Genomic DNA, 19,962 nt, shown 5'->3' with positions numbered 1-19,962 from the left:
CCGATATATGAAAATGAATTCTTATTTTTTTGAAGTTATATATTTTTTCAGATTGTTGCCAACTATTGTATATATGCAATTTACCAAAAAAAATGCGTATATACATCGTAATCAGTACGGTAAACATCAAGTTTTAGTGCAAGTGCGTATATACGTACTTTTAAGATTATAAAGTTTTTATAAATAAAACTTTACCCAACCCGCACCCGAGCATCAACGGCAACTATATTTTTCTGGGTGCCAATCAACGGATTGATGTCCATTTCGGTAATTTCCGGGGCGGCCTCCACCAAAGCCGAAAGCCGTTGGATGATTTCCACAAACTGGTTTTCGTCAACGCCCTCTCGGCCCCGCGCACCTTGAATGAGTTTATACCCGCGAAGCGATTGTACCATTTGCTGCGCTTCGTTATTTGAAATAGGGCTTAAACCCGCCGAAATATCGTTCAGCACTTCTATAAAAATCCCACCCAAACCGCATAGAATGGTGTGGTTGAAACCGGGCTCCTTCATTACGCCCACAAACAGTTCCAGTCCCGCCAGTTGCGGCTGCACCATTACGGCAGTGGCCGAATCTATTTTCATCAGTAAATCGAAAGTTTCGGCGGCTTCAGTTTCGTTGGCTATATTTAAAACCACGCCTTGCGCATCACTTTTATGGAGCGGTCCAACCACTTTCATCACTACGGGAAAGTCTGTTGCTTCCATAGCTGCAAGCAATTTTTCTTTTGAATTTTCTACAATTTCATGAACCCGCGGAATGCCAGCCGAATCCAATAAAGCTACAGATTGTTTGGGAGATAGATATCCGTCAGTCGCGGCATCAATGATTTTTCTAATGCCTATAACATCAATTTTTGGCAGTGATATTTTTTGAGATTGCGGGTCGGGCGTATTATAAACTTGTGAAAGCGCCTTTCCCAAAACCACTTCATCGGGAAAATGAATGTGCCCCTTCTTTAGAAATGATTGAATTTCGCGCTGTGCATTTACAACGGAAGGCAAAACGGGAAAAATTGGTTTGTTGCAGATTTCGAGTTTTACGCTTAATACGTTGTACACATTTTCAACATCAAAGAGGCCAGCACTTCCAAAAACCACCACCATAGCATCTATGGCATCAAATTTATGCTCGCAATAATCTATAATGATGCCCAACTGCTCGGCTGTGCCGGTTGCTAAAAAGTCTATGGGATTGGCAATTGAGGAACCGGGATAAAGAAACGATTTTAATTTTTCTGCGTCGGGTCCTGAAATTTCGGGAACTTTTAATCCACCTTTTGAAAGCTGGTCTGCCAACATTACCGCCGAACCACCTGCATGGGTGATAATGGCAATATTCTTCCCCTTTAATTTTTTATAGTTGAAAATAGCCGCCACGCTCAACAATTGTTCTCTACTGCTGCAATACACAATTCCAGCTTTGTTGAACAGGGCGCGCACCGTCATATCGCTACTGGCAATGGCGCCCGTGTGCGAAGTGGCGGCACGGCTGCCCTCGGCGGTGCTTCCTGCTTTTATGGCCGCTATTTTCGCGCCTTTTTTTATGAGGGAAGACGCGTGTTTCAGCAATTTTTGCGGATTGGAAATGGTTTCCAAATAAAGCAATTTTATAAGCGGATCTTTTTCAGCATCAAAATGATCGTCCATATATTCCAAAATATCCTCAACGCTGGTCTGTGCGGCATTCCCGACGGAAAAAACGTTGGCAAAAGTAACGCCTAGCGACATTCCCGCCTCCATAATAAAAACCGCCGTTGCGCCCGAACCCGAAATAAGGTCGCAGCCTTTTGGATTGAAAGGCGGCACCGGGGCGGTAAAAACACCCTTATAATTTTTGGTTATAACCCCAATGCAGTTTGGACCAATTAGGCAACCATTAACCGAATCGACCGTCGAAACTATCTGCTGTTCCCATTTTTTTCCCTGTTCACCAGCTTCGCCAAAACCTGCGGAAATTATTATAAAAGCTTTCGTATTCTTTTCTTCAGCTAAAATATTTACAGTTTCGGGACAGTATTTTGCGGGAATGGCAAGAATGGCAAGGTCGGTTTGGGGAATTTCATTTACTTCAGCATAACTTTTTATGCCCTGAACCTTTTCCTCCTTGGGGTTAACAACATACAATTCTCCACCGAAATTCCCTGAAATTATATTTTTCAGCATATTGCCGCCAGGTTTTGTGGAGTCGTTGGAAGCGCCGATTATAGCGATGCTTTTTGGGTTAAGAAGTTGTTTGTTAACCATTTTGTATAAAGATGATTTTAAAATAAAAATATTAGGAAAAACATTGGTTCGCCAAAAGCGAAATTAAAAGATGTTTTAGTCCTAAAAACTGATATTTATCATATTTCAGGCAAGAGTGATAGGGTATTTTTACGACCAAATAATTCAATTTGAAATGGTCTCCAATCCAAGGCCTTATATTTTTATTATGGCGGTTCTGCTCGCCCTCTTCGGTTTTTATAATTATATAATCTATAATACCGATGGGTACGTGGCCGTGGAAAAATTATCCCCTGTGGCAGTACAAGGCCAGCAACTGTTCCAAAGCAACCGTTGTTGGTCCTGTCATCAATTGTACGGTTTGGGTGGCTATTTGGGTCCGGATTTAACAAACGTATATTCCGCCGAAGGCAAAGGTGCAAATTATATAAAAGCGTTTTTGAACAGTGGTGTGAAAAGTATGCCACAATTCCACTTTACGGAAGAGGAGAAAGAGGCGCTGGTGCAATACTTAAAACAAGTAGATGAAACGGGAATTTACCCAAATTACGATGCCGAAATTGAAGCAACGGGCTGGGTGAAAATAAAATATAGAAATGAAGAATAAAGTGCCGCTCCTGTTTTTGTTGTTTGCGCTCACCGCCCTCTTTTTGGGAATGCTCTTTGGGCTTACAGCTTCACTTCAGTATTTGTTGCCAGAATTTTTAAAGGAAACGGTGCCCTTTTCCAAACTTCGACCATTTCACGTAACTTCTGAAACTTCTTGGATTGTGCTTGCAGCCACGGGCAGTATTTATTTTTTTATCGCTTCGGTTGAGAAGTTTGAGCTCTTTTCACCAAAATTCCAGTTGCTTCATTTTATACTTTTCCTGTTGACGGGCGTTGCCATTTATTTTTCTTTCGCTTTCGATTATACCGAGGGCCGCGAATATTTCGCATTTAAACCTATTTTAATGATTCCAATTTTGATAGGTTGGGTACTTTTCGCAATCAACTATTTTAAAACGCTCTACACCAATATGAAGGGCTGGCCTGTCTATTACTGGATGTGGGGCACGGGCATCGTCTTTATGTGCTATCATTTAATGGAGGCACATTTTTGGCTGTTCGATTTTTTTAGGTTGAATTTTATAAAAGATTTTGCCGTCCAGTGGAAATCGACCGGTTCGTTTACGGGCTCGTGGAATATGCTGGTTTACGGTATTTCAATTTATCTGATGTCCGAAATCAAAAAGGATACCGATGTGGCCACCAATAAAATTGCGTTTTTCTTTTACTTTTTGGGGTTGACGAATTTAATGTTCGGCTGGGCGCACCATACCTATTTATTGCCAACCCAACCGTGGATTCGGTATGTGGCTTACGCAATTAGTATGACGGAGTGGATTGTGCTTGCATCGATAATTTACAATTGGAAACGTTCGGTTTTAAAGATTGAAAAGGAAAATCACCCCATGGCATACAGGTTTTTGTTGGCAACCGATTTTTGGATTTTTATCAACATTATTTTGGCGCTATTATTCTCCATTCCCGCCATTAATTTCTTTACCCACGGCACGCACGTTACCGTGGCACATTCCATGGGCACTACCATTGGCATTAATACAACGATACTTTTTTCGGCCTTGTTTTTTATTGCGCATTATGTGCGGCCACAGCTAAAAACCGATACCAAATGGGTTAAGCGTGGGTTTGTTGCTTTCAATATCTCGCTGTTTATCTTTTTCGTTTCATTGATAATTGCCGGTGCTAAACGCAGCTACTGGATGTACGTTTCAAAGGAAGGATCGTTTGCGGAAATGCAGGATTCAATCGTGCCGTACTATATTTCGTTTTTCATCTTTGGAATTGGGATATTTATTTCGCTTTTAATAGTAGCGACGCCTATTTTCAAAGTTTTGCTTCACAAAATAAAATCATAAGTACCGATGGATTTACATCAAAAAATAAAAGAGCTTAAAACGCAAAAAAATGCTGTAATTCTCGCACACTATTACCAAGTGCCCGAAATTCAGGAAGTGGCAGATTATGTGGGCGATAGCTTGGGGCTTTCGCAAAAAGCAGCAGAAACCGATGCCGAAATGATCGTCTTTGCTGGCGTGCATTTTATGGCGGAAACGGCCAAAATTTTGAACCCCGCTAAAAAAGTTTTGCTTCCCGATTTAATGGCGGGCTGTTCGCTGGCAGATTCGTGTCCGCCCATTGCTTTTAAAAAATTGGTGGACGCCCATCCGGACCACGTGGTAATAACGTATGTGAATTGTTCTGCAGAAGTAAAGGCCTTGAGTGATATTATTTGCACCTCTTCCAACGCCGAAAAAATAGTGAATTCGGTGCCAAAGGACGTACCGATTATTTTTGCGCCCGATAAAAATTTGGGGAAATATATTCAGAAGAAAACTGGGCGGAACATGCTGCTTTGGGATGGAGCTTGCATTGTGCACGAAGCCTTTTCGATGGATAAACTGCTGAAATTATACAAAGAAAATCCGGGTTCAAAAATAATTGCCCACCCCGAAAGCGAGAGCCATATTTTGGAAACTGCAACCTATATCGGTTCCACGGCGGGAATGATTGATTATGTGAAAAAGCATCCTTCGGAAAAATTTATTGTTGCCACTGAAGCTGGAATTCTTCATAAAATGCAGCAGGAAGTACCGCAAGCGGTACTGATTCCAGCCCCTGCGGAAGAAGACAACACCTGCGCATGCAGCGAATGTGCGTTTATGAAAATGAACACTTTGCAAAAATTATACGACTGTCTGCTGAATGAAAATCCACAAATAGAAGTTACCGAAGAAATACGTAAAAAAGCAATTCTGCCCATTGAGCGAATGCTGGAATTATCGAAGTAGTGATGGAAACCAATTTTTTGATTATCGGTTCGGGCGCTGCGGGTTTGACGCTTGCAGTGAAACTTGCTGCGGAATTTCCAAAGAAAAAAATCACGGTGGTGACCAAGGCGCACCAGTCGGAATCGAACACCAAATATGCGCAGGGCGGCGTGGCGGCGGTTTTTGATTTAAAGGAAGATTCCTTTCAAAAACACATTGAGGATACGCTGATTGCGGGTGACGGACTATGCGACAGAGCGGTTGTGGAAATGGTCATAAAAGAAGGCCCAAAAAGATTGCGCGAACTGATGGCATGGGGCGCCAAATTTGATACCGATGCCAATGGCGAACTCAATTTAGGTAGGGAAGGAGGCCATTCAGAATTTAGGGTAATCCATCATAAAGACACAACGGGCAACGAGATTGAGCGTGCGCTTTTGGAACGTACCAATCAACTTTCGAATCTTATGTTGCTGCCGCATCATTTCGCAATAGACTTGATTACGGAGCATCATTTTTCAGAAAATAAAACTGAAAATCTTTCGTGTTACGGGGCTTATGTTTTGGACCAAATTTCGGGGAATATTTTTACCATAAAAGCAGACTGCACCACACTCGCTTCGGGCGGAATGGGGCAGGTTTACGGCCATACCACCAATCCCAAAGTAGCAACGGGCGATGGTATTGCCATGGCATATCGGGCAAAGGCGAGGATCAAAAACATGGAGTTTATCCAGTTTCATCCCACCGCGCTTTACGACGGGAATAATGGCGCTTCGTTTTTAATTTCTGAGGCAGTTCGTGGTTTTGGAGCGTTTCTTCGGAATAAAAATGGCGAACGGTTTATGTTGAATTATGATGAACGGGGCGAATTGGCTTCCCGTGATATTGTTTCGCGTGCCATAGATTCTGAAATAAAAAAATCGGGCGATGACTGTGTTTTCTTAGATTGTACACATTTGAATATCGAAGATTTCAAAAAACATTTTCCAAACATATATGAAACTTGTTTGCAGAAGAATATAAAAATTGCGAAAGATTGGATTCCCGTGGTTCCCGCATCGCATTATTTGTGCGGCGGGGTGGTTGTGGATATGGATGGAAAGACTTCGGTGAAAAATCTTTTTGCCTGTGGCGAATGTTCGTACACCGGTTTGCACGGCGCCAACCGGCTGGCATCCAATTCGTTGTTGGAAGCTTTGGTCTATGCAGACCGTATTTTTAAATATCTCTGTAAACATCAGCCCTCACAGACGACCAAAGCCATTCCGGAATGGAATGATGCTGGGACGGTTTTATTGAAGGATTCTGAAACACTTCAGCAAAAAACCTTAGAATTACAAGAATTAATGCGAAGATTTGCCGGGGTGGTGCGAGAAAGTGAAGATTTAAGAAAGGCATCCCTTCAACTTGAAAAATTGTATTTTGAAACGGAAGCGCTTTATCAGAAACACAAACTAAACACGGTACTTTCAGAGCTTCGGAATATGGTAAATGTGGCGCATTTGATCATCCAGCAATCCCTGAAACGAAAGGAAAACCGTGGTGGATATTTTAATGAAGATTATATAAAAGTAAAAGAAATAAGATGAAAAATTTGATAGAAAGCTCGGTAAACAAAGCAATGGATTATACACAATACAACTTGCTTTTTAAAAAACTGGTGGCGGAAGGCCGAACTACTGGCGAAGAAACCCAAGAAAAAATTGATTATACAAAACTGAATTTTAGTCGAACAAAGCGTTTGGACAAAACCGCTGAAATTTCTGAAGAAGCAATTGAGGTTTTCAAGAATATTTCAGAAAAACAAACTTGGCTCGTAATCAGCGAACCATGGTGTGGTGATGCCGCGCAAACGCTTCCGTTTTTGAATAAAATTGCACAACTTTTAGAAAACATCGATTTGAAGATTGTGCTTCGCGATGAAAATCCGGAGTTGATGGATAAATTTCTTACCAATGGCTCCCAATCCATACCTGTGGTTATTATTCTCGATTCGGACTTCAACGTAATAAATACTTTTGGTCCGCGCTCTAAGGCCGCGACAAAATTGGTTACCGATTACAAGGAACATCACGGAAAAATAGACGACGCCTTTAAGGAAATGCTACAGCTTTGGTATAATAATGATAAGGGAATTTCAATAATTAATGATATTTTGGAAACCCTGAGTGTAAAAGCGTAAAAGGAATCAAGACGACGATTTGACCCACGACCGCTTCGCTACAAGACCCACGACAAAAAGAATAATTACTATTACTCGGGTTTCTAACCGTTGTGCTTCCAATAGTCGTAATTTCAACCGTCGTGGCTCAAAAGTTCAATTTCCAAAAAATCTGACCAAAGTCATTTCAGGAACAGTTTAGATTCCCAACCTTTGACAAAAATTAAAATTATGCAAATCGTTTCCGCACAAGAGGCCGTATCCATAGTAAAATCTGATAATCGTGTATTTTTTCAGGGAGCTGCGATGACTCCAAATTTGTTGATAGACACTTTATGCGAGCGCTATCTAGAATTGAACAATGTTGAAATAATACAAATACATACCCACGGCGAAGCCAAATATACCCAGGCTCCATACACTGACGCTTTTAAGCTTTCAAGCTGTTTTGTAGGCGATAACGTTCGGAAAGGCGTGAACACCATTCACGGCGATTATATTCCAGTATTTCTAAGTGAAATCCATTGGCTTTTCAGAAGAAATATCCTTCCATTAGATGTGGCTTTTATCCAAGTTTCTACGCCAGACAAGCACGGGTACTGCTCTTTGGGTGTTTCGGTTGATGTCACCTTGCCCGCAATTCAGACTGCAAAACATGTGGTTGCCCTTATCAACCCAAATGTACCAAGAACCCACGGCGACGGAATTATTCATATAAATAGTATTGATTTTGGAGTAGAAATAGATACGCCCATTTATGCTTCCATTTTAGGGGAACCTTCCCAAATTGAAGCGACCATCGGTAGAAATGTGGCTGAGTTGGTGGAAGATGGCGCCACCCTTCAAATGGGCATCGGCAATATTCCAAATGCGGTGCTCCACAACCTGGGCAACCATAAACGATTGGGAATCCACACCGAAATGTTCAGCGATGGCATACTTCCTTTGGTTGAAAAGGGAATAATCACGGGCGAGGACAAAGAAATAAAAACGGGTAAAATAGTAACCTGTTTCGCCATGGGTACCAAAAAATTATACGATTTTATTGATGATAACCCAATAGTTCATTTTAAGGAAGCTGGATATACAAACGATACGGCAATAATTCGCCGTAACCCAAAAGTAACTGCAATTAACAGTGCCATTGAAATTGATTTGACCGGACAGGTTTGTGCAGATAGTATTGGAATGTACCAGTATTCTGGAGTTGGAGGGCAGATGGATTTTATTCGTGGTGCTTCGCTTTCGGAAGGAGGGAAGCCTATTATTGCGATGCCATCAATCACCAATAAAGGCATTTCCAAAATCACCCCCTTTTTAAAGGAAGGTGCCAGCGTTACTACCACCAGGGCTCACGTTCATTATGTGGTAACCGAATATGGAGTAGTGAATCTTTTCGGAAAAGGGATTGAGCAACGAGCCAAAGCGCTTATTTCAATTGCACATCCCGATCATCGGGAAGCGTTGGAACGTGAGGCGCGAATGCGTTTTCACAGCTAAAGATATAATTTTGCTGTTTTTAGGGTGGATGAAAGAGTGCTGTTTTTTAAGATAGATTTATCCTTGAATAATATTGTTATTACTTACTTTTGAAGAAAATAAATCTATATGTTTTCAAAAGCTTGTGAATATGGTATTCGGGCCGTTCTATTTATAGCAAAACAATCTCAAAAAGATTTGCGACCAAATATCTCAGAAATATCCAAAGCAGTGGACTCACCGGAACCATTTACTGCCAAGGTTTGCCAACAACTTGCACGTGCGGGTATAATCTTATCCAAAAAAGGGCCCAACGGTGGGTTTTATTTAGAAAAGAATTCGACCCTGCGATTGGCCGATATTGTTTCTGAAATAGATGGCGATCAAATATTTAACGGTTGTAGTCTCGGCTTACGCGAGTGCTCCTCGGAGCATCCCTGTCCCGTACACGATCAATTTATGGACGTACGCAACGGTTTAAGACAAATGTGCGAGAATACGTTGGTGATGGATCTTGCCAGTAATTTGGAAGAAGGCCAAACATTTTTAAAAGTTTAAGACAGAAGTATGACGACGGATATAATGAAATTGAATGATGTAAAGCATTTGGTAGATTCCTTTTATGGAAAAATACGGGAAGATATCCTATTGAAGGATATTTTCAACAATATAATCCAAGACCGCTGGCCCGAGCATCTTGAAAAAATGTATACCTTTTGGCAAACCGTTCTTTTGAGTGAGCATACTTATTACGGCAGCCCTTTCCCGCCCCATGCAAAAATGCCCATTGATAAAGAGCACTTTGACCGATGGTTACAATTATTCTTTGAAACCATCGATGAAAATTTTACGGGTGAAGTGGCCGAGGAAGCAAAATGGCGCTCATCTAAAATGGCCGAGATGTTTCAGTTTAAAATAAATTATATGCGTGAAAACTCAGGCTCTAAATACGTTCAATAATGGAAAAGAAAAAACCGATTAAAAGACACACTGCCTTACAGCCCTTAAGCCGGCAGCATCATTTTGGGCTACTTTTCAGTTGGAAATTGCGCAAGGGTTTCAGCAAAAATATTGCTCCCGAAAGACTTCAAAAATATGCCGCTTGGTTTTTTGAGGAAGAAATAAAGCCTCATTTTGAAGCCGAGGAAAAGCATGTTTTTACGGTTTTGAATGAAGACAATGAGTTAATTGTCCGTGCCTTAAAAGAACACAGGCGAATAGAGCGCCTTTTTAAGGAAAACGAAAATCCTGAAAAATCCCTAAGCCAGTTGGAGGAAGAGCTCGATGCGCATATCCGTTTTGAGGAGCGTATTCTTTTTAATGAAATCCAAAAAGTAGCCACCGAAAGTCAACTCCAAAAAATTTCAGAAATCCATTCTGAAAATGTAACACCACCTGAATATTCTGATCCATTCTGGGAAAATTAACCTTATTAAGTCTATTTTAAGATAAAAATATCCTTTTATGATTTAGGTCATATTTTGGGTGTGAATTTATGCTGAAATTTGCCCCATATTATTCATAAAAAGATATTTACCATGACAACACTTCAAGAAAAAACAGTAGCCGATGTGGTTACGGAAAACATAAAAGCAGCCCACATTTTCAAAAAGCACGGCATTGATTTTTGCTGTGGGGGTGGAGTTAGCATTAAGAGAGCCTGTGAAAAAGCTAAGATAGATCCCGCTATTTTGATGGCAGAACTATTGAGTCTAGACACAGTGCAGGATAGAGCAAAAGATTATAACAGTTGGAAACTGGATTTTCTAACAGACCACATAATTAACGTACACCATACCTATGTAGAAGAAAATAGCCCTATGCTACTTCAATATGCGCAGCGAGTAAACCATGTACATGGACATCATTACACAGAGCTCGGACAGATTGAGGCTTTGGTAAAACAAGTGGTGCAGGAGTTGGCTTCGCATATGAAAAAGGAAGAGTTGATACTTTTTCCTTTCATAAAAAAATTGGTAAAAGCTGAACGCGATGGAGAGGAAATTCCCGCAATTCATTTTGGAACTGTTGAGAATCCCATAAAAATGATGGAAGCTGAACACGAGGAGGCTGGCGAAATATTGCGTCAAATTGCAAAGTTGAGCAATAACTTCACACCACCACAGGGTGCTTGCAATACCTACCGTGCTTTTTATGCCAAACTTGATGAATTTGAGCAGGATTTGCATCAGCATGTTCATTTGGAAAATAATATTCTTTTCCCAAAAGCCTTGAACTTGGAAAAGAAATTAAAGAAAGATTAACCTTCGTTTAAGATTATCCCCAGCCCCAAATCTTGATTTTTATTTGATTGGTTTTTAGGACAGTTCGGAAAATTGGCAACTTTGAATGTTTGCTGCCAAAAATCCGGACTGTTTTTTTAATTTTGAACCTTGATGGATTTACGAAAACACATAGCCATTGGGCTTTTCTATTTTCTGCTCGTGGCGCTGATGGGAGTTCAACTTCGTTTTTTTTTCGTAACGCCCATCTCGCTCAATTATAAATATATTCTACATGCGCATTCGCATACGGCTCTGCTCGGTTGGATTTATTTGGGGTTGACAACCTTAATTTATAAAGTATTTCTTTCAAAAGCAGAAAAGACAAAACATTATAAACGCATTTATATATTTACGAATCTTTGCATTGTAGGGATGCTCATAACCTTTCCCATTCAGGGTTATGCCTTGTATTCCATTATTTTTTCTACGCTGTTTCTATTTGCTTCGTACTGGTTTGCCTGGTTTGCGATGAAGCATATTCCGGCGCATTTTAAGCAACGCTTTTCTTGGAAGCTTATAAAAACCGCCCTATGGTATTTGGTTATTTCCAGTATTGGTCCCTGGGCGATCGGTGGGGTGATGGCGACTCTGGGGCCGGAGTCCATTTGGTATAAATCCTCCATTTATTTCTATCTCCATTTTCAGTATAATGGTTGGTTCATTATCGCTTTGCTCGGTATTTTGTTTTACGTTTTTGAAGAAAAGGGAATCAAGTTTAATCCTGAAAAACTCAAATCGTTTTTTCTTCTCTTGAATTTTGGCGTCCTGTTCACTGTCTTTCTATCGTTCCTTTGGTTTGTCCCGCCCACGGTAATTTATGTTTTAGGATTGGCTGGAGCCGTGGCGCAGCTATTGGCATTTTCGGAACTCTATTCAATGTTAAAAATAAATTTTCAGTTCCTAAAAAATGAATTTGGCCCAAGCTGTTTGTTTCTTTTGAAATTTGCCGGTATTCTATTTGTTCTAAAACTGTTTATGCAGCTTTTCTCGGCTTTTCCCTATCTGGCCGACTTAGCTTTTCGGTTGAAGGATTTTGTAATTGGGTATCTACATATGGTTTTTTTGGGAATCGTAATTACCGCAATGCTCGCTTTTATGAAATATTTTAAATTAATACTGTTGCCCAAAAGCTTTTTTTGGCTCTATATGTTTGCATTCCTAAGCACGGAAGTGCTCATTTTTTATAAAGCCTGCGCACTTTGGCTAGGTTTGCCATTCGTTGCGGAATACTATTGGTTGCTTACCATTTTAAGCTGCGCGTTCCCCATTGCGGTGGGAATTTTATTTTTCAGAAACATTAAAAGTTTATATCTTTCTGCTTGAAGTGAAAAACCTGCGATAATTAAGGTAAAAGCTGATAATTGTCATTTGGCGAAACCAAATCTCTTTCAACCTTTGCAACAGGTATAACGAGCAATTTTTTAATTGATGGCAAACTGTTTCCATTGTGGTGATGCGTGTTTGGACGTTGAAATTAAACATGAGGAAAAATCCTTCTGCTGTCACGGCTGTAAGACGGTTTTTGATATTCTACACGACAACGATTTAAGTTACTATTACGATCTTGAAAAAACCCCGGGCATTTCCCCAAAGGAAATCGCCGGTAAATACGATTTTCTCGACAATGAGGCCATTGTTGAAAAGTTACTGGAATTTAACGATGGCACTACCCAGATTGTTTCATTTTTAATTCCGTCGATACATTGCAGCAGTTGCATTTGGATATTGGAAAATCTGAATAAACTAAATCCTACCGTTACATCCTCACAAGTTAACTTTCCCGAAAAAACGGTACGGATTACTTTTTCTGCTGAAGAGAATTCGCTTAAAAATTTAGTGATTCTTTTAAGCCGAATAGGTTACGAACCCTATATTTCGCTGGAGGATTCCGAAAAAAAAGAAAAATATATCAACCGAAGCCTGATCTACAAACTGGGCATTGCGGGATTTGCCTTTGGAAATATTATGTTCCTCTCATTTCCTGAATATTTTGAGCCTTCCGAATTCTGGCTGGACCAGTTTAAGCCGTTTTTCCGTTGGTTGATGTTTGCGTTTTCACTACCGGTGGTTTTTTACTCAGGGAGTGCGTATTTTACTTCGGCATACAAGGGGCTTCGTTCCAAAATCTTAAATATAGACGTCCCCATAGCTTTGGGAATTGCGGTTCTTTTTATACGAAGCACGATAGACATAGTATTCGACTTGGGCACAGGCTTTTTTGACAGTCTCTCTGGCTTGGTTTTCTTTTTATTATTGGGGAAATTTTTTCAGCAGAAAACCTATAGCTATCTTTCCTTTGAACGCGATTACAAATCATACTTCCCGATTGCCGTTACACGACTTTTCAAAAATGCTGATGGAAATACCGTAGAAGAACAAGCTGAGGTTTACACCGTAAAAAAAGGCGACCGCTTGCTTATTCGCAACAATGAAATATTACCAGTGGATGCCATATTAATTAAAGGGAATGCGCTTATTGACTACAGTTTTGTAACTGGTGAAGCAGAACCTATTACAAAACAAAGCGGCGACAAACTTTTTGCGGGCGGAAAGCAACAAGCCGGTATTTTGGAAGTGGAAGTTCTTAAACCCGTAGCCCAAAGCTACCTTACCCAACTGTGGAGCAACGACGTTTTCAGCAAGGATAAAACCGGCCTTTTTGAATCGATTACGGACAGTATCAGCAAACGATTTACGGTCGTTCTGCTTACCATAGCATTTATTTCTACCATTTTTTGGCTTGTGGTCGATCCTTCCAAAGCCTTTAATGTGTTCACCTCGGTTTTAATTGTGGCCTGTCCGTGCGCCATTGCACTTGCCGCGCCATTTACTTTGGGCAATGTGCTGCGCATTTTCGGAAGGGAAAAACTCTATTTGAAGGAAGCCTCAGTAATCGAACAAATGGCGAAGCTGGACACCGTTGTATTTGACAAAACGGGAACCCTCACTACCAACCAAAAAAATATGATTAGCTATGAAGGCATTGCGCTTTCAGAGGAAGAAAAGCAATTGCTCACGAGTACACTTCGGGCATCGAGCCATCCTTTGAGTCGCTCGCTTTACAATATGCTCGACAAAAATAATATCCAAACCTTGGATGAATTTGAAGAAGAAGTAGGGAAGGGGATTTCCGCAACTGCTAAAAACAATTCCATAAAAGTGGGATCCTATGAATTTGTGGGGTATTCTGATGAATTGACTTTCGAAGTAAAAAATAGAACCACGGTACACATCAGTGCAAATCAAGTTTACAAAGGCTGTTACATTTTTAACAGTGAGTACAGAAAAGGTGTTGCCGAAATTTTTGAACAATTGGGTGCCAATAAAGATGTGGTTGTCCTTTCGGGCGACAACGAAGGCGAGCGTGAACGGCTTGAAGAATTACTGCCCAAAGGCACGAAACTATATTTCAACCAAAAACCGGACGACAAGTTGAATTTTATAAAAACCCTTCAGCAAAAAGGAAAGCAGGTGCTTATGATTGGAGACGGTCTGAACGATGCAGGAGCGCTAAAACAGAGCAATGTAGGTTTTGTGATTTCAGAAAATACAAACGTTTTTTCACCAGCCTGTGATGGTATTTTGGATGCTTCACAGTTTCACAGAATTGGCGATTTTTTAAATCTTTCCATTAAAGGTGTGAAAATCATAAAATGGGCGTTTTTATTTTCGCTATTTTACAATTTAATAGGTTTGGCATTTGCTGTTACAGGACATTTAAAACCGGTAGTTGCGGCAATATTAATGCCTTTAAGCTCAATAAGCATTGTTGTTTTCACCACAGTTGCAACCCAATTTGTGGGAAAGAAATTAAGAACGGATATAAATAAGTAAAATTGACAAATGTCATATTTTAAGGACCTTTGCAATAATAATTTTGAATACTAATTATCAGGTATGACCATAATCTATATGCTATTGGCAATCAGTGTTTTTGTAGCGCTCATATTTTTTGTGCTGTTTATCTTTTCAGTAAAAAAGGGCCAGTATGATGATACCTATACTCCTTCCGTGCGTATGCTTTTTGATGATGAACTGGTAAAAGAAGGTCCTTCAAATAAAAAGAATACTTCAAAAGAAATTAAAACCAATCCAGAAAAATAACTCTATTAACACTATGCAAACAGAACAGTTTTACTACGACAACCAGATTGTCAAAAAATTCATCAATGCGACCATTTTTTGGGGCCTCATTGGTATGAGCGTGGGCTTATTGCTGGCCTTTATGTTTTTGTTCCCAAACCTAACCGACGGGATATCGTGGCTCAGTTTCGGGCGTTTACGGCCTTTGCACACAAACGCGGTTATTTTTGCATTTGTGGGCAACGCTATTTTTGCTGGGGTATATTATTCTACCCAGCGTTTGTTGAAAGCGCGTATGTGGAGTGACTTTCTTAGCAACCTGAATTTTTGGGGTTGGCAAGCCATTATTGTTGGTGCCGCCATTACACTGCCGTTGGGGTACACCACTTCAAAGGAATATGCAGAATTGGAGTGGCCATTTGATATTGCCATTGCGGTAATCTGGGTGGCGTTTGGTATAAACCTGATAATGACAATGGTGAAAAGACGCCAGCGCCATTTGTATGTTGCGCTTTGGTTTTATCTGGGAACTTGGGTAACTGTGGCGGTACTGCATATTGTTAATAGTATGGCCATTCCCGTAGGAGCATTGAAAAGTTATTCAATGTACTCAGGCGTTCAGGATGCACTGGTACAGTGGTGGTACGGGCATAATGCGGTAGCGTTTTTCCTTACTACGCCTTTCCTTGGTTTAATGTATTATTTTGTGCCGAAAGCGGCCAACAGACCAGTATATTCTTACCGACTTTCCATTGTACACTTTTGGTCATTAATCTTTATTTATATCTGGGCTGGACCTCACCACTTGTTATACTCTGCTCTTCCAGAATGGGCTCAAAATTTGGGGGTAGCATTCTCGGTAATGCTAATTGCTCCATCTTGGGGAGGTATGATAAATGGACTCTTGACCCTACGCGGCGCTTGGGATAAAGTAAGGGTTGACCCAGTATTGAAGTTTATGGTTGTTGCTATTACCGGTTACGGTATGGCAACTTTTGAGGGGCCTATGCTTTCCCTTAAAAACGTAAATGCCATTGCACACTTTAGCGATTGGATTATTGCGCACGTTCACGTTGGTGCTCTTGCCTGGAACGGATTCTTGACCTTTGGTATGATTTACTGGTTAGTGCCCCGACTTTTCAAAACGAAATTGTATTCCATTAAATTGGCGAACGCACATTTCTGGATTGGAACACTAGGTATCATCATGTATGCCCTTCCTATGTATGTAGCAGGTTTTATGCAAGCTTCTATGTGGAACCAATTCAATCCCGATGGTACTTTAACATACGGTAACTTCCTTGAGACCGTTACCCAGATTATACCAATGTACTGGATGCGAGCCATTGGAGGTACGCTCTATATTACCGGGGCTTTCATTTTGCTTTATAATGTAGTAATAACTGCAAGAAGAGGTAGTAAGGTTACTGATGAACTGGCCGAAGCTGCACCACTTGTACCTGTAACCAAAAGACAGACAGCAGGTGAAGGCTGGCATACTTGGCTTGAACGCCGTCCTGTTAAATTGACCATTTACGCTACAATCGCCATTTTGATTGGTGGAATGGTACAAATCATACCTTCCTTGATGGTGGATGACTATGTTCCGAAAATTACTAGCGTGAAGCCGTATACTCCTTTAGAACTGGAAGGACGTGATATATATATCCGTGAGGGATGCGTGGGTTGCCATTCACAAATGGTTAGACCTTTCAGAAGTGAAGTAGAGCGTTATGGCGAATATTCCAAATCTGGAGAATATGTGTATGACCATCCTTTCCTCTGGGGAAGTAAACGTACCGGACCGGATCTACACCGTGTAGGCGGAAAGTATTCCGATAACTGGCACTTGAACCATATGTATGACCCTCAGAGCACTTCTTCGGGATCTATTATGCCTTCCTACAAATGGTTGATAAATTCAGAATTGGATAAATCTAATACAGAAAATAAAATGAAGACTATGGTTACCTTAGGAGTACCTTATTCTGAAGAGGAAATAGCACGCGCTCAACAATGGATGGACGAGCAAGGCACCCAAATTGAGAAGAACCTTTACAGCGATCCAGATTTTGTTGCCACTTATGAAGCTAGCAAAAAGTACGCTGAGGAAAACGGTGAAGATTTCGTAGAAATGAAGGACCGTGAAATTGTGGCAATTATAGCTTACCTGCAACGATTGGGAACAGATATTAAAGTAGATAACGCTGAAAATGCTTCAGCAAAAAGCGAATAGTTATGTTGAAATTTGTAAAAGGAAATCTCGAGAACATAGATAATGTTCAAATATATCCAATGATTTCATTATTGATATTCTTCATCTTTTTTGTAGTACTTTTTTATTGGGTAATCACCGCTAAAAAAGAACATATTAACGAAGTAAGCAATATACCCTTGGATCTAGATACTAACAACCAAAACGAAGAACAACTATGAAAACCACAGCATCATATTTAAGAGTAATCGGCTTTATCATACTCGCCTTTTTTCTCTTGGAATTTATCATTGATTCCGGTGACCAATGGGCCATCGTAAAATACCCCATCATCTGGGCTGTTTTAGGAATGTTGTTTTTGTTCGCGATTGCGCTGGAAATTGTAGTAGCTGCTCTTCAACGCATTTTATTTGATGGCTTAAACGATGAAGCCAAAGAACGCTATTTAATTACCGAAAAAGCCCGCGAAGAGAACCGTTTTGGATGGTTTAAGAAGAAATACAAGGAAATGTTAGACGCCAAACCAGTGGCTAAAGAACAGGAAATAGTTCTGGATCATAATTACGACGGCATTCGAGAGTTGGATAACAACTTACCGCCGTGGTGGGTCTATATGTTCTATGCAACAATCATCTTTGCGGTTGTATATTTAGTGCGCTATCATATTTTTGACGGTACAAACCAAACCGAGGAATATGAAATAGAAATAGCACAGGCAAAGGCTGAAGTGGATGAATATAAAAAGAACAACAAAGACCTTATTGATGCCAATACCGTAGAATTACTTACCGATGCGGGCGATATTGAGGCAGGAAAAAGTATATATATCGCCAATTGTGTAGCTTGTCATAAGGATACTGGAGGAGGAGGTATAGGTCCAAACCTTACCGATGACTATTGGATTTTAGGAGGTGGTATAAAGAATATTTTCCATACCATAAGCGAAGGTGGTCGTGCCGGAAAAGGGATGATTGCTTGGAAGACCGACCTTAAACCAAGCGAAACGGCCCAAGTGGCAAGTTATGTTATGACGCTTCACGGCACCAATCCGGTGGATGCCAAGGAGCCTGAAGGAGACATTTGGGTAGATGAAAATGCCCCCGTTGATAACGTAGATGTAAAAGTTATAGACTCTACTACCATTAAAATTGAAATGACCAACGATCCGGTTATTGATGATTTACAGGCAGATGGAAAGTAACTTTATATATATAGGAACCATTAAAAATTAAATTTTGGATACCCCCGAAAACGAACGTTTCCGCGATAGTATAGGCACCATCGATGAAGAAGGCAAGAGAGCATGGGTTTACCCAAAAAAGCCTTCCGGAAAACTGTATCAATACAGAAAATATGTAAGCTATATCTTGCTTGCGTTTCTGTTCGTAGCACCGTTTGTGAAGATTAACGGGAACCAATTTCTGCTCTTCAACGTTTTGGAGCGCCGTTTCAATATTTTTGGATTTCCATTCTGGCCGCAGGATTTTTATCTCTTCGTGATTATGATGATCATTATGGTGGTATTCATTATTTTCTTTACGGCCGCCTTTGGAAGAATTTTCTGCGGATGGATCTGTCCCCAGACCATTTTCATGGAAATGGTTTTCCGAAGAATTGAATATTGGATTGATGGCGATAGGGGCGCACAAATTCGTTTGGACAAACAAGCTTGGAATGCTGATAAGATAAAGAAGAGAGTATTAAAGTGGTTTATTTTCTTTGTCATTTCATTTTTGATTGCAAACATATTTCTTGCATATTTAATAGGAAGTGACCGTCTTATACAGTACGTACTTGAAGGCCCTCTGGCGCACATAAGCACCTTAATTTCATTACTCATATTCACAGGAGTATTCTATTTTATCTTTGCTTGGTTCCGGGAACAAGTCTGTATTATAGCCTGTCCTTATGGAAGATTACAGGGCGTGTTGCTGGACAACAAATCCATTGTCGTAGCTTATGACCATAAGCGCGGGGAAAAGGAAGTAGGCCGCGCAAAATTTAAAAAGAATGAAGATCGCGAAGCTTCCGGAAAGGGAGATTGTATAGATTGCTTTCAATGCGTGCACGTGTGCCCTACGGGTATTGATATTCGGAATGGTACACAACTGGAGTGCGTAAACTGTACGGCATGTATTGACGCTTGTGATAGTATCATGGAAGCGGTAAACCTTCCAAAAGGATTGATCCGCTATGCAAGTGAAGAAAATATTGAAAAAAAGGCACCTTTCAAATTTACACCACGCTTAAAAGGTTATACGGCAGTTTTGGTTATTCTAATTGGAGTGCTTACCGGAATGCTGTTTTTAAGAAGTGATGTGGAGGCTAATATTTTAAGACTTCCAGGGCAACTTTATGAGCACAAGGAGAACAACATTATCAGTAATGTTTTTACTTATAAACTGCTTAACAAAACAACAAAAAATATTGAAAATATTCACTTTAAGTTGAAATCGCCAAAAGGAACAATACGTACCGTCAAGCACGGCGAAATTGTAGTTCCCGCACAAGGCCTAGTCGAGGGAACACTTTTTATCGAAATAAACAATGCTGCTTTAAGCGGTGACAAGAACCGGGCAGTAATTGAGGTGTATAGTGAAGAGAATTTGATAGAAACCACCAGCGTTACCTTTCTGGGGCCTAGAAGTTATAATTAATCAATACTAAAGAAATAAGC

18 protein-coding genes are annotated in these 19,962 nt (G+C 40.4%); 17 read left to right on the top strand and 1 reads right to left on the bottom strand.

The window, feature by feature from the left end:
- Positions 1–191: 191 nt before the first annotated feature.
- Positions 192–2,246, bottom strand: a complete 2,055-nt coding sequence (locus tag AC58DT_RS01035; protein ID WP_497214907.1) for an acetate--CoA ligase family protein — start codon at positions 2,244–2,246, stop codon at positions 192–194.
- A gap of 187 nt (positions 2,247–2,433) precedes the next feature.
- Between AC58DT_RS01035 and AC58DT_RS01030 the strand changes: the two genes are divergently transcribed.
- The 17 genes from AC58DT_RS01030 to ccoG all read left to right on the top strand — a co-directional run bounded on the left by AC58DT_RS01030 (position 2,434) and on the right by ccoG (position 19,942).
- Positions 2,434–2,832 carry a c-type cytochrome gene (locus tag AC58DT_RS01030; protein ID WP_497214906.1) on the top strand — a complete coding sequence of 133 codons (399 nt, stop codon included), beginning with the start codon at positions 2,434–2,436 and terminating at the stop codon, positions 2,830–2,832.
- Positions 2,822–4,147 (top strand): cbb3-type cytochrome c oxidase subunit I, encoded by a 1,326-nt coding sequence (locus AC58DT_RS01025; RefSeq protein ID WP_497214905.1) that lies wholly within the window; start codon positions 2,822–2,824, stop codon positions 4,145–4,147. Before AC58DT_RS01030 ends, AC58DT_RS01025 begins: the two co-directional genes overlap by 11 nt.
- Positions 4,148–4,153: 6 nt before the next feature.
- Entirely contained in the window at positions 4,154–5,080 is a 927-nt protein-coding gene (gene nadA / locus AC58DT_RS01020; protein ID WP_497214904.1) for a quinolinate synthase NadA, read from the top strand.
- 2 nt (positions 5,081–5,082) lie between these two features.
- Positions 5,083–6,651 carry an L-aspartate oxidase gene (gene nadB, locus AC58DT_RS01015; RefSeq protein WP_497214903.1) on the top strand — a complete coding sequence of 523 codons (1,569 nt, stop codon included), beginning with the start codon at positions 5,083–5,085 and terminating at the stop codon, positions 6,649–6,651.
- Positions 6,648–7,244 carry a thioredoxin family protein gene (locus tag AC58DT_RS01010; protein ID WP_497214902.1) on the top strand — a complete coding sequence of 199 codons (597 nt, stop codon included), beginning with the start codon at positions 6,648–6,650 and terminating at the stop codon, positions 7,242–7,244. Before nadB ends, AC58DT_RS01010 begins: the two co-directional genes overlap by 4 nt.
- Before the next feature lie 210 nt (positions 7,245–7,454).
- Positions 7,455–8,723 carry an acetyl-CoA hydrolase/transferase family protein gene (locus AC58DT_RS01005; protein WP_497214901.1) on the top strand — a complete coding sequence of 423 codons (1,269 nt, stop codon included), beginning with the start codon at positions 7,455–7,457 and terminating at the stop codon, positions 8,721–8,723.
- A gap of 108 nt (positions 8,724–8,831) precedes the next feature.
- Positions 8,832–9,260, top strand: coding sequence for an RrF2 family transcriptional regulator (locus AC58DT_RS01000; protein WP_497214900.1), 429 nt, complete (start codon positions 8,832–8,834; stop codon positions 9,258–9,260).
- Between the two features lie 9 nt (positions 9,261–9,269).
- Positions 9,270–9,662 carry a group III truncated hemoglobin gene (locus AC58DT_RS00995; protein WP_497214899.1) on the top strand — a complete coding sequence of 131 codons (393 nt, stop codon included), beginning with the start codon at positions 9,270–9,272 and terminating at the stop codon, positions 9,660–9,662.
- Entirely contained in the window at positions 9,662–10,129 is a 468-nt protein-coding gene (locus AC58DT_RS00990; RefSeq protein WP_497214898.1) for a hemerythrin domain-containing protein, read from the top strand. The genes AC58DT_RS00995 and AC58DT_RS00990 overlap by 1 nt, the downstream gene beginning before the upstream one ends.
- 111 nt (positions 10,130–10,240) lie before the next feature.
- Positions 10,241–10,966 (top strand): iron-sulfur cluster repair di-iron protein, encoded by a 726-nt coding sequence (gene ric / locus AC58DT_RS00985; RefSeq protein WP_497214897.1) that lies wholly within the window; start codon positions 10,241–10,243, stop codon positions 10,964–10,966.
- Positions 10,967–11,098: 132 nt separating this feature from the next.
- Positions 11,099–12,310 carry a hypothetical protein gene (locus AC58DT_RS00980; RefSeq protein WP_497214896.1) on the top strand — a complete coding sequence of 404 codons (1,212 nt, stop codon included), beginning with the start codon at positions 11,099–11,101 and terminating at the stop codon, positions 12,308–12,310.
- Positions 12,311–12,415: 105 nt separating this feature from the next.
- Positions 12,416–14,821 (top strand): heavy metal translocating P-type ATPase, encoded by a 2,406-nt coding sequence (locus tag AC58DT_RS00975; protein WP_497214895.1) that lies wholly within the window; start codon positions 12,416–12,418, stop codon positions 14,819–14,821.
- 63 nt (positions 14,822–14,884) lie between these two features.
- Entirely contained in the window at positions 14,885–15,091 is a 207-nt protein-coding gene (ccoS, locus tag AC58DT_RS00970) for a cbb3-type cytochrome oxidase assembly protein CcoS (RefSeq protein ID WP_497214894.1), read from the top strand.
- 13 nt (positions 15,092–15,104) lie between these two features.
- A complete protein-coding gene (ccoN, locus tag AC58DT_RS00965; RefSeq protein ID WP_497214893.1) occupies positions 15,105–17,306 on the top strand; it encodes a cytochrome-c oxidase, cbb3-type subunit I in 2,202 nt (733 codons plus the stop codon).
- 2 nt (positions 17,307–17,308) lie between these two features.
- The gene (locus tag AC58DT_RS00960) at positions 17,309–17,506 is read left to right on the top strand and encodes a CcoQ/FixQ family Cbb3-type cytochrome c oxidase assembly chaperone (protein ID WP_497214891.1); all 198 of its coding nucleotides are present in this window, start codon (positions 17,309–17,311) and stop codon (positions 17,504–17,506) included.
- Positions 17,503–18,486, top strand: coding sequence for a cbb3-type cytochrome c oxidase N-terminal domain-containing protein (locus AC58DT_RS00955; protein WP_497214890.1), 984 nt, complete (start codon positions 17,503–17,505; stop codon positions 18,484–18,486). Before AC58DT_RS00960 ends, AC58DT_RS00955 begins: the two co-directional genes overlap by 4 nt.
- Positions 18,487–18,520: 34 nt before the next feature.
- Positions 18,521–19,942: a cytochrome c oxidase accessory protein CcoG gene (ccoG, locus tag AC58DT_RS00950; RefSeq protein ID WP_497214889.1), complete on the top strand. Its 1,422-nt coding sequence runs from the start codon at positions 18,521–18,523 to the stop codon at positions 19,940–19,942.
- The last annotated feature ends 20 nt before the right edge of the window (positions 19,943–19,962 follow it).

It is taken from the genome of Aequorivita sp. CRS11 (assembly GCF_059693805.1).
Note: the sequence above shows the minus strand (reverse complement) of the source record. Positions and strands in the feature narration are given on the sequence as shown.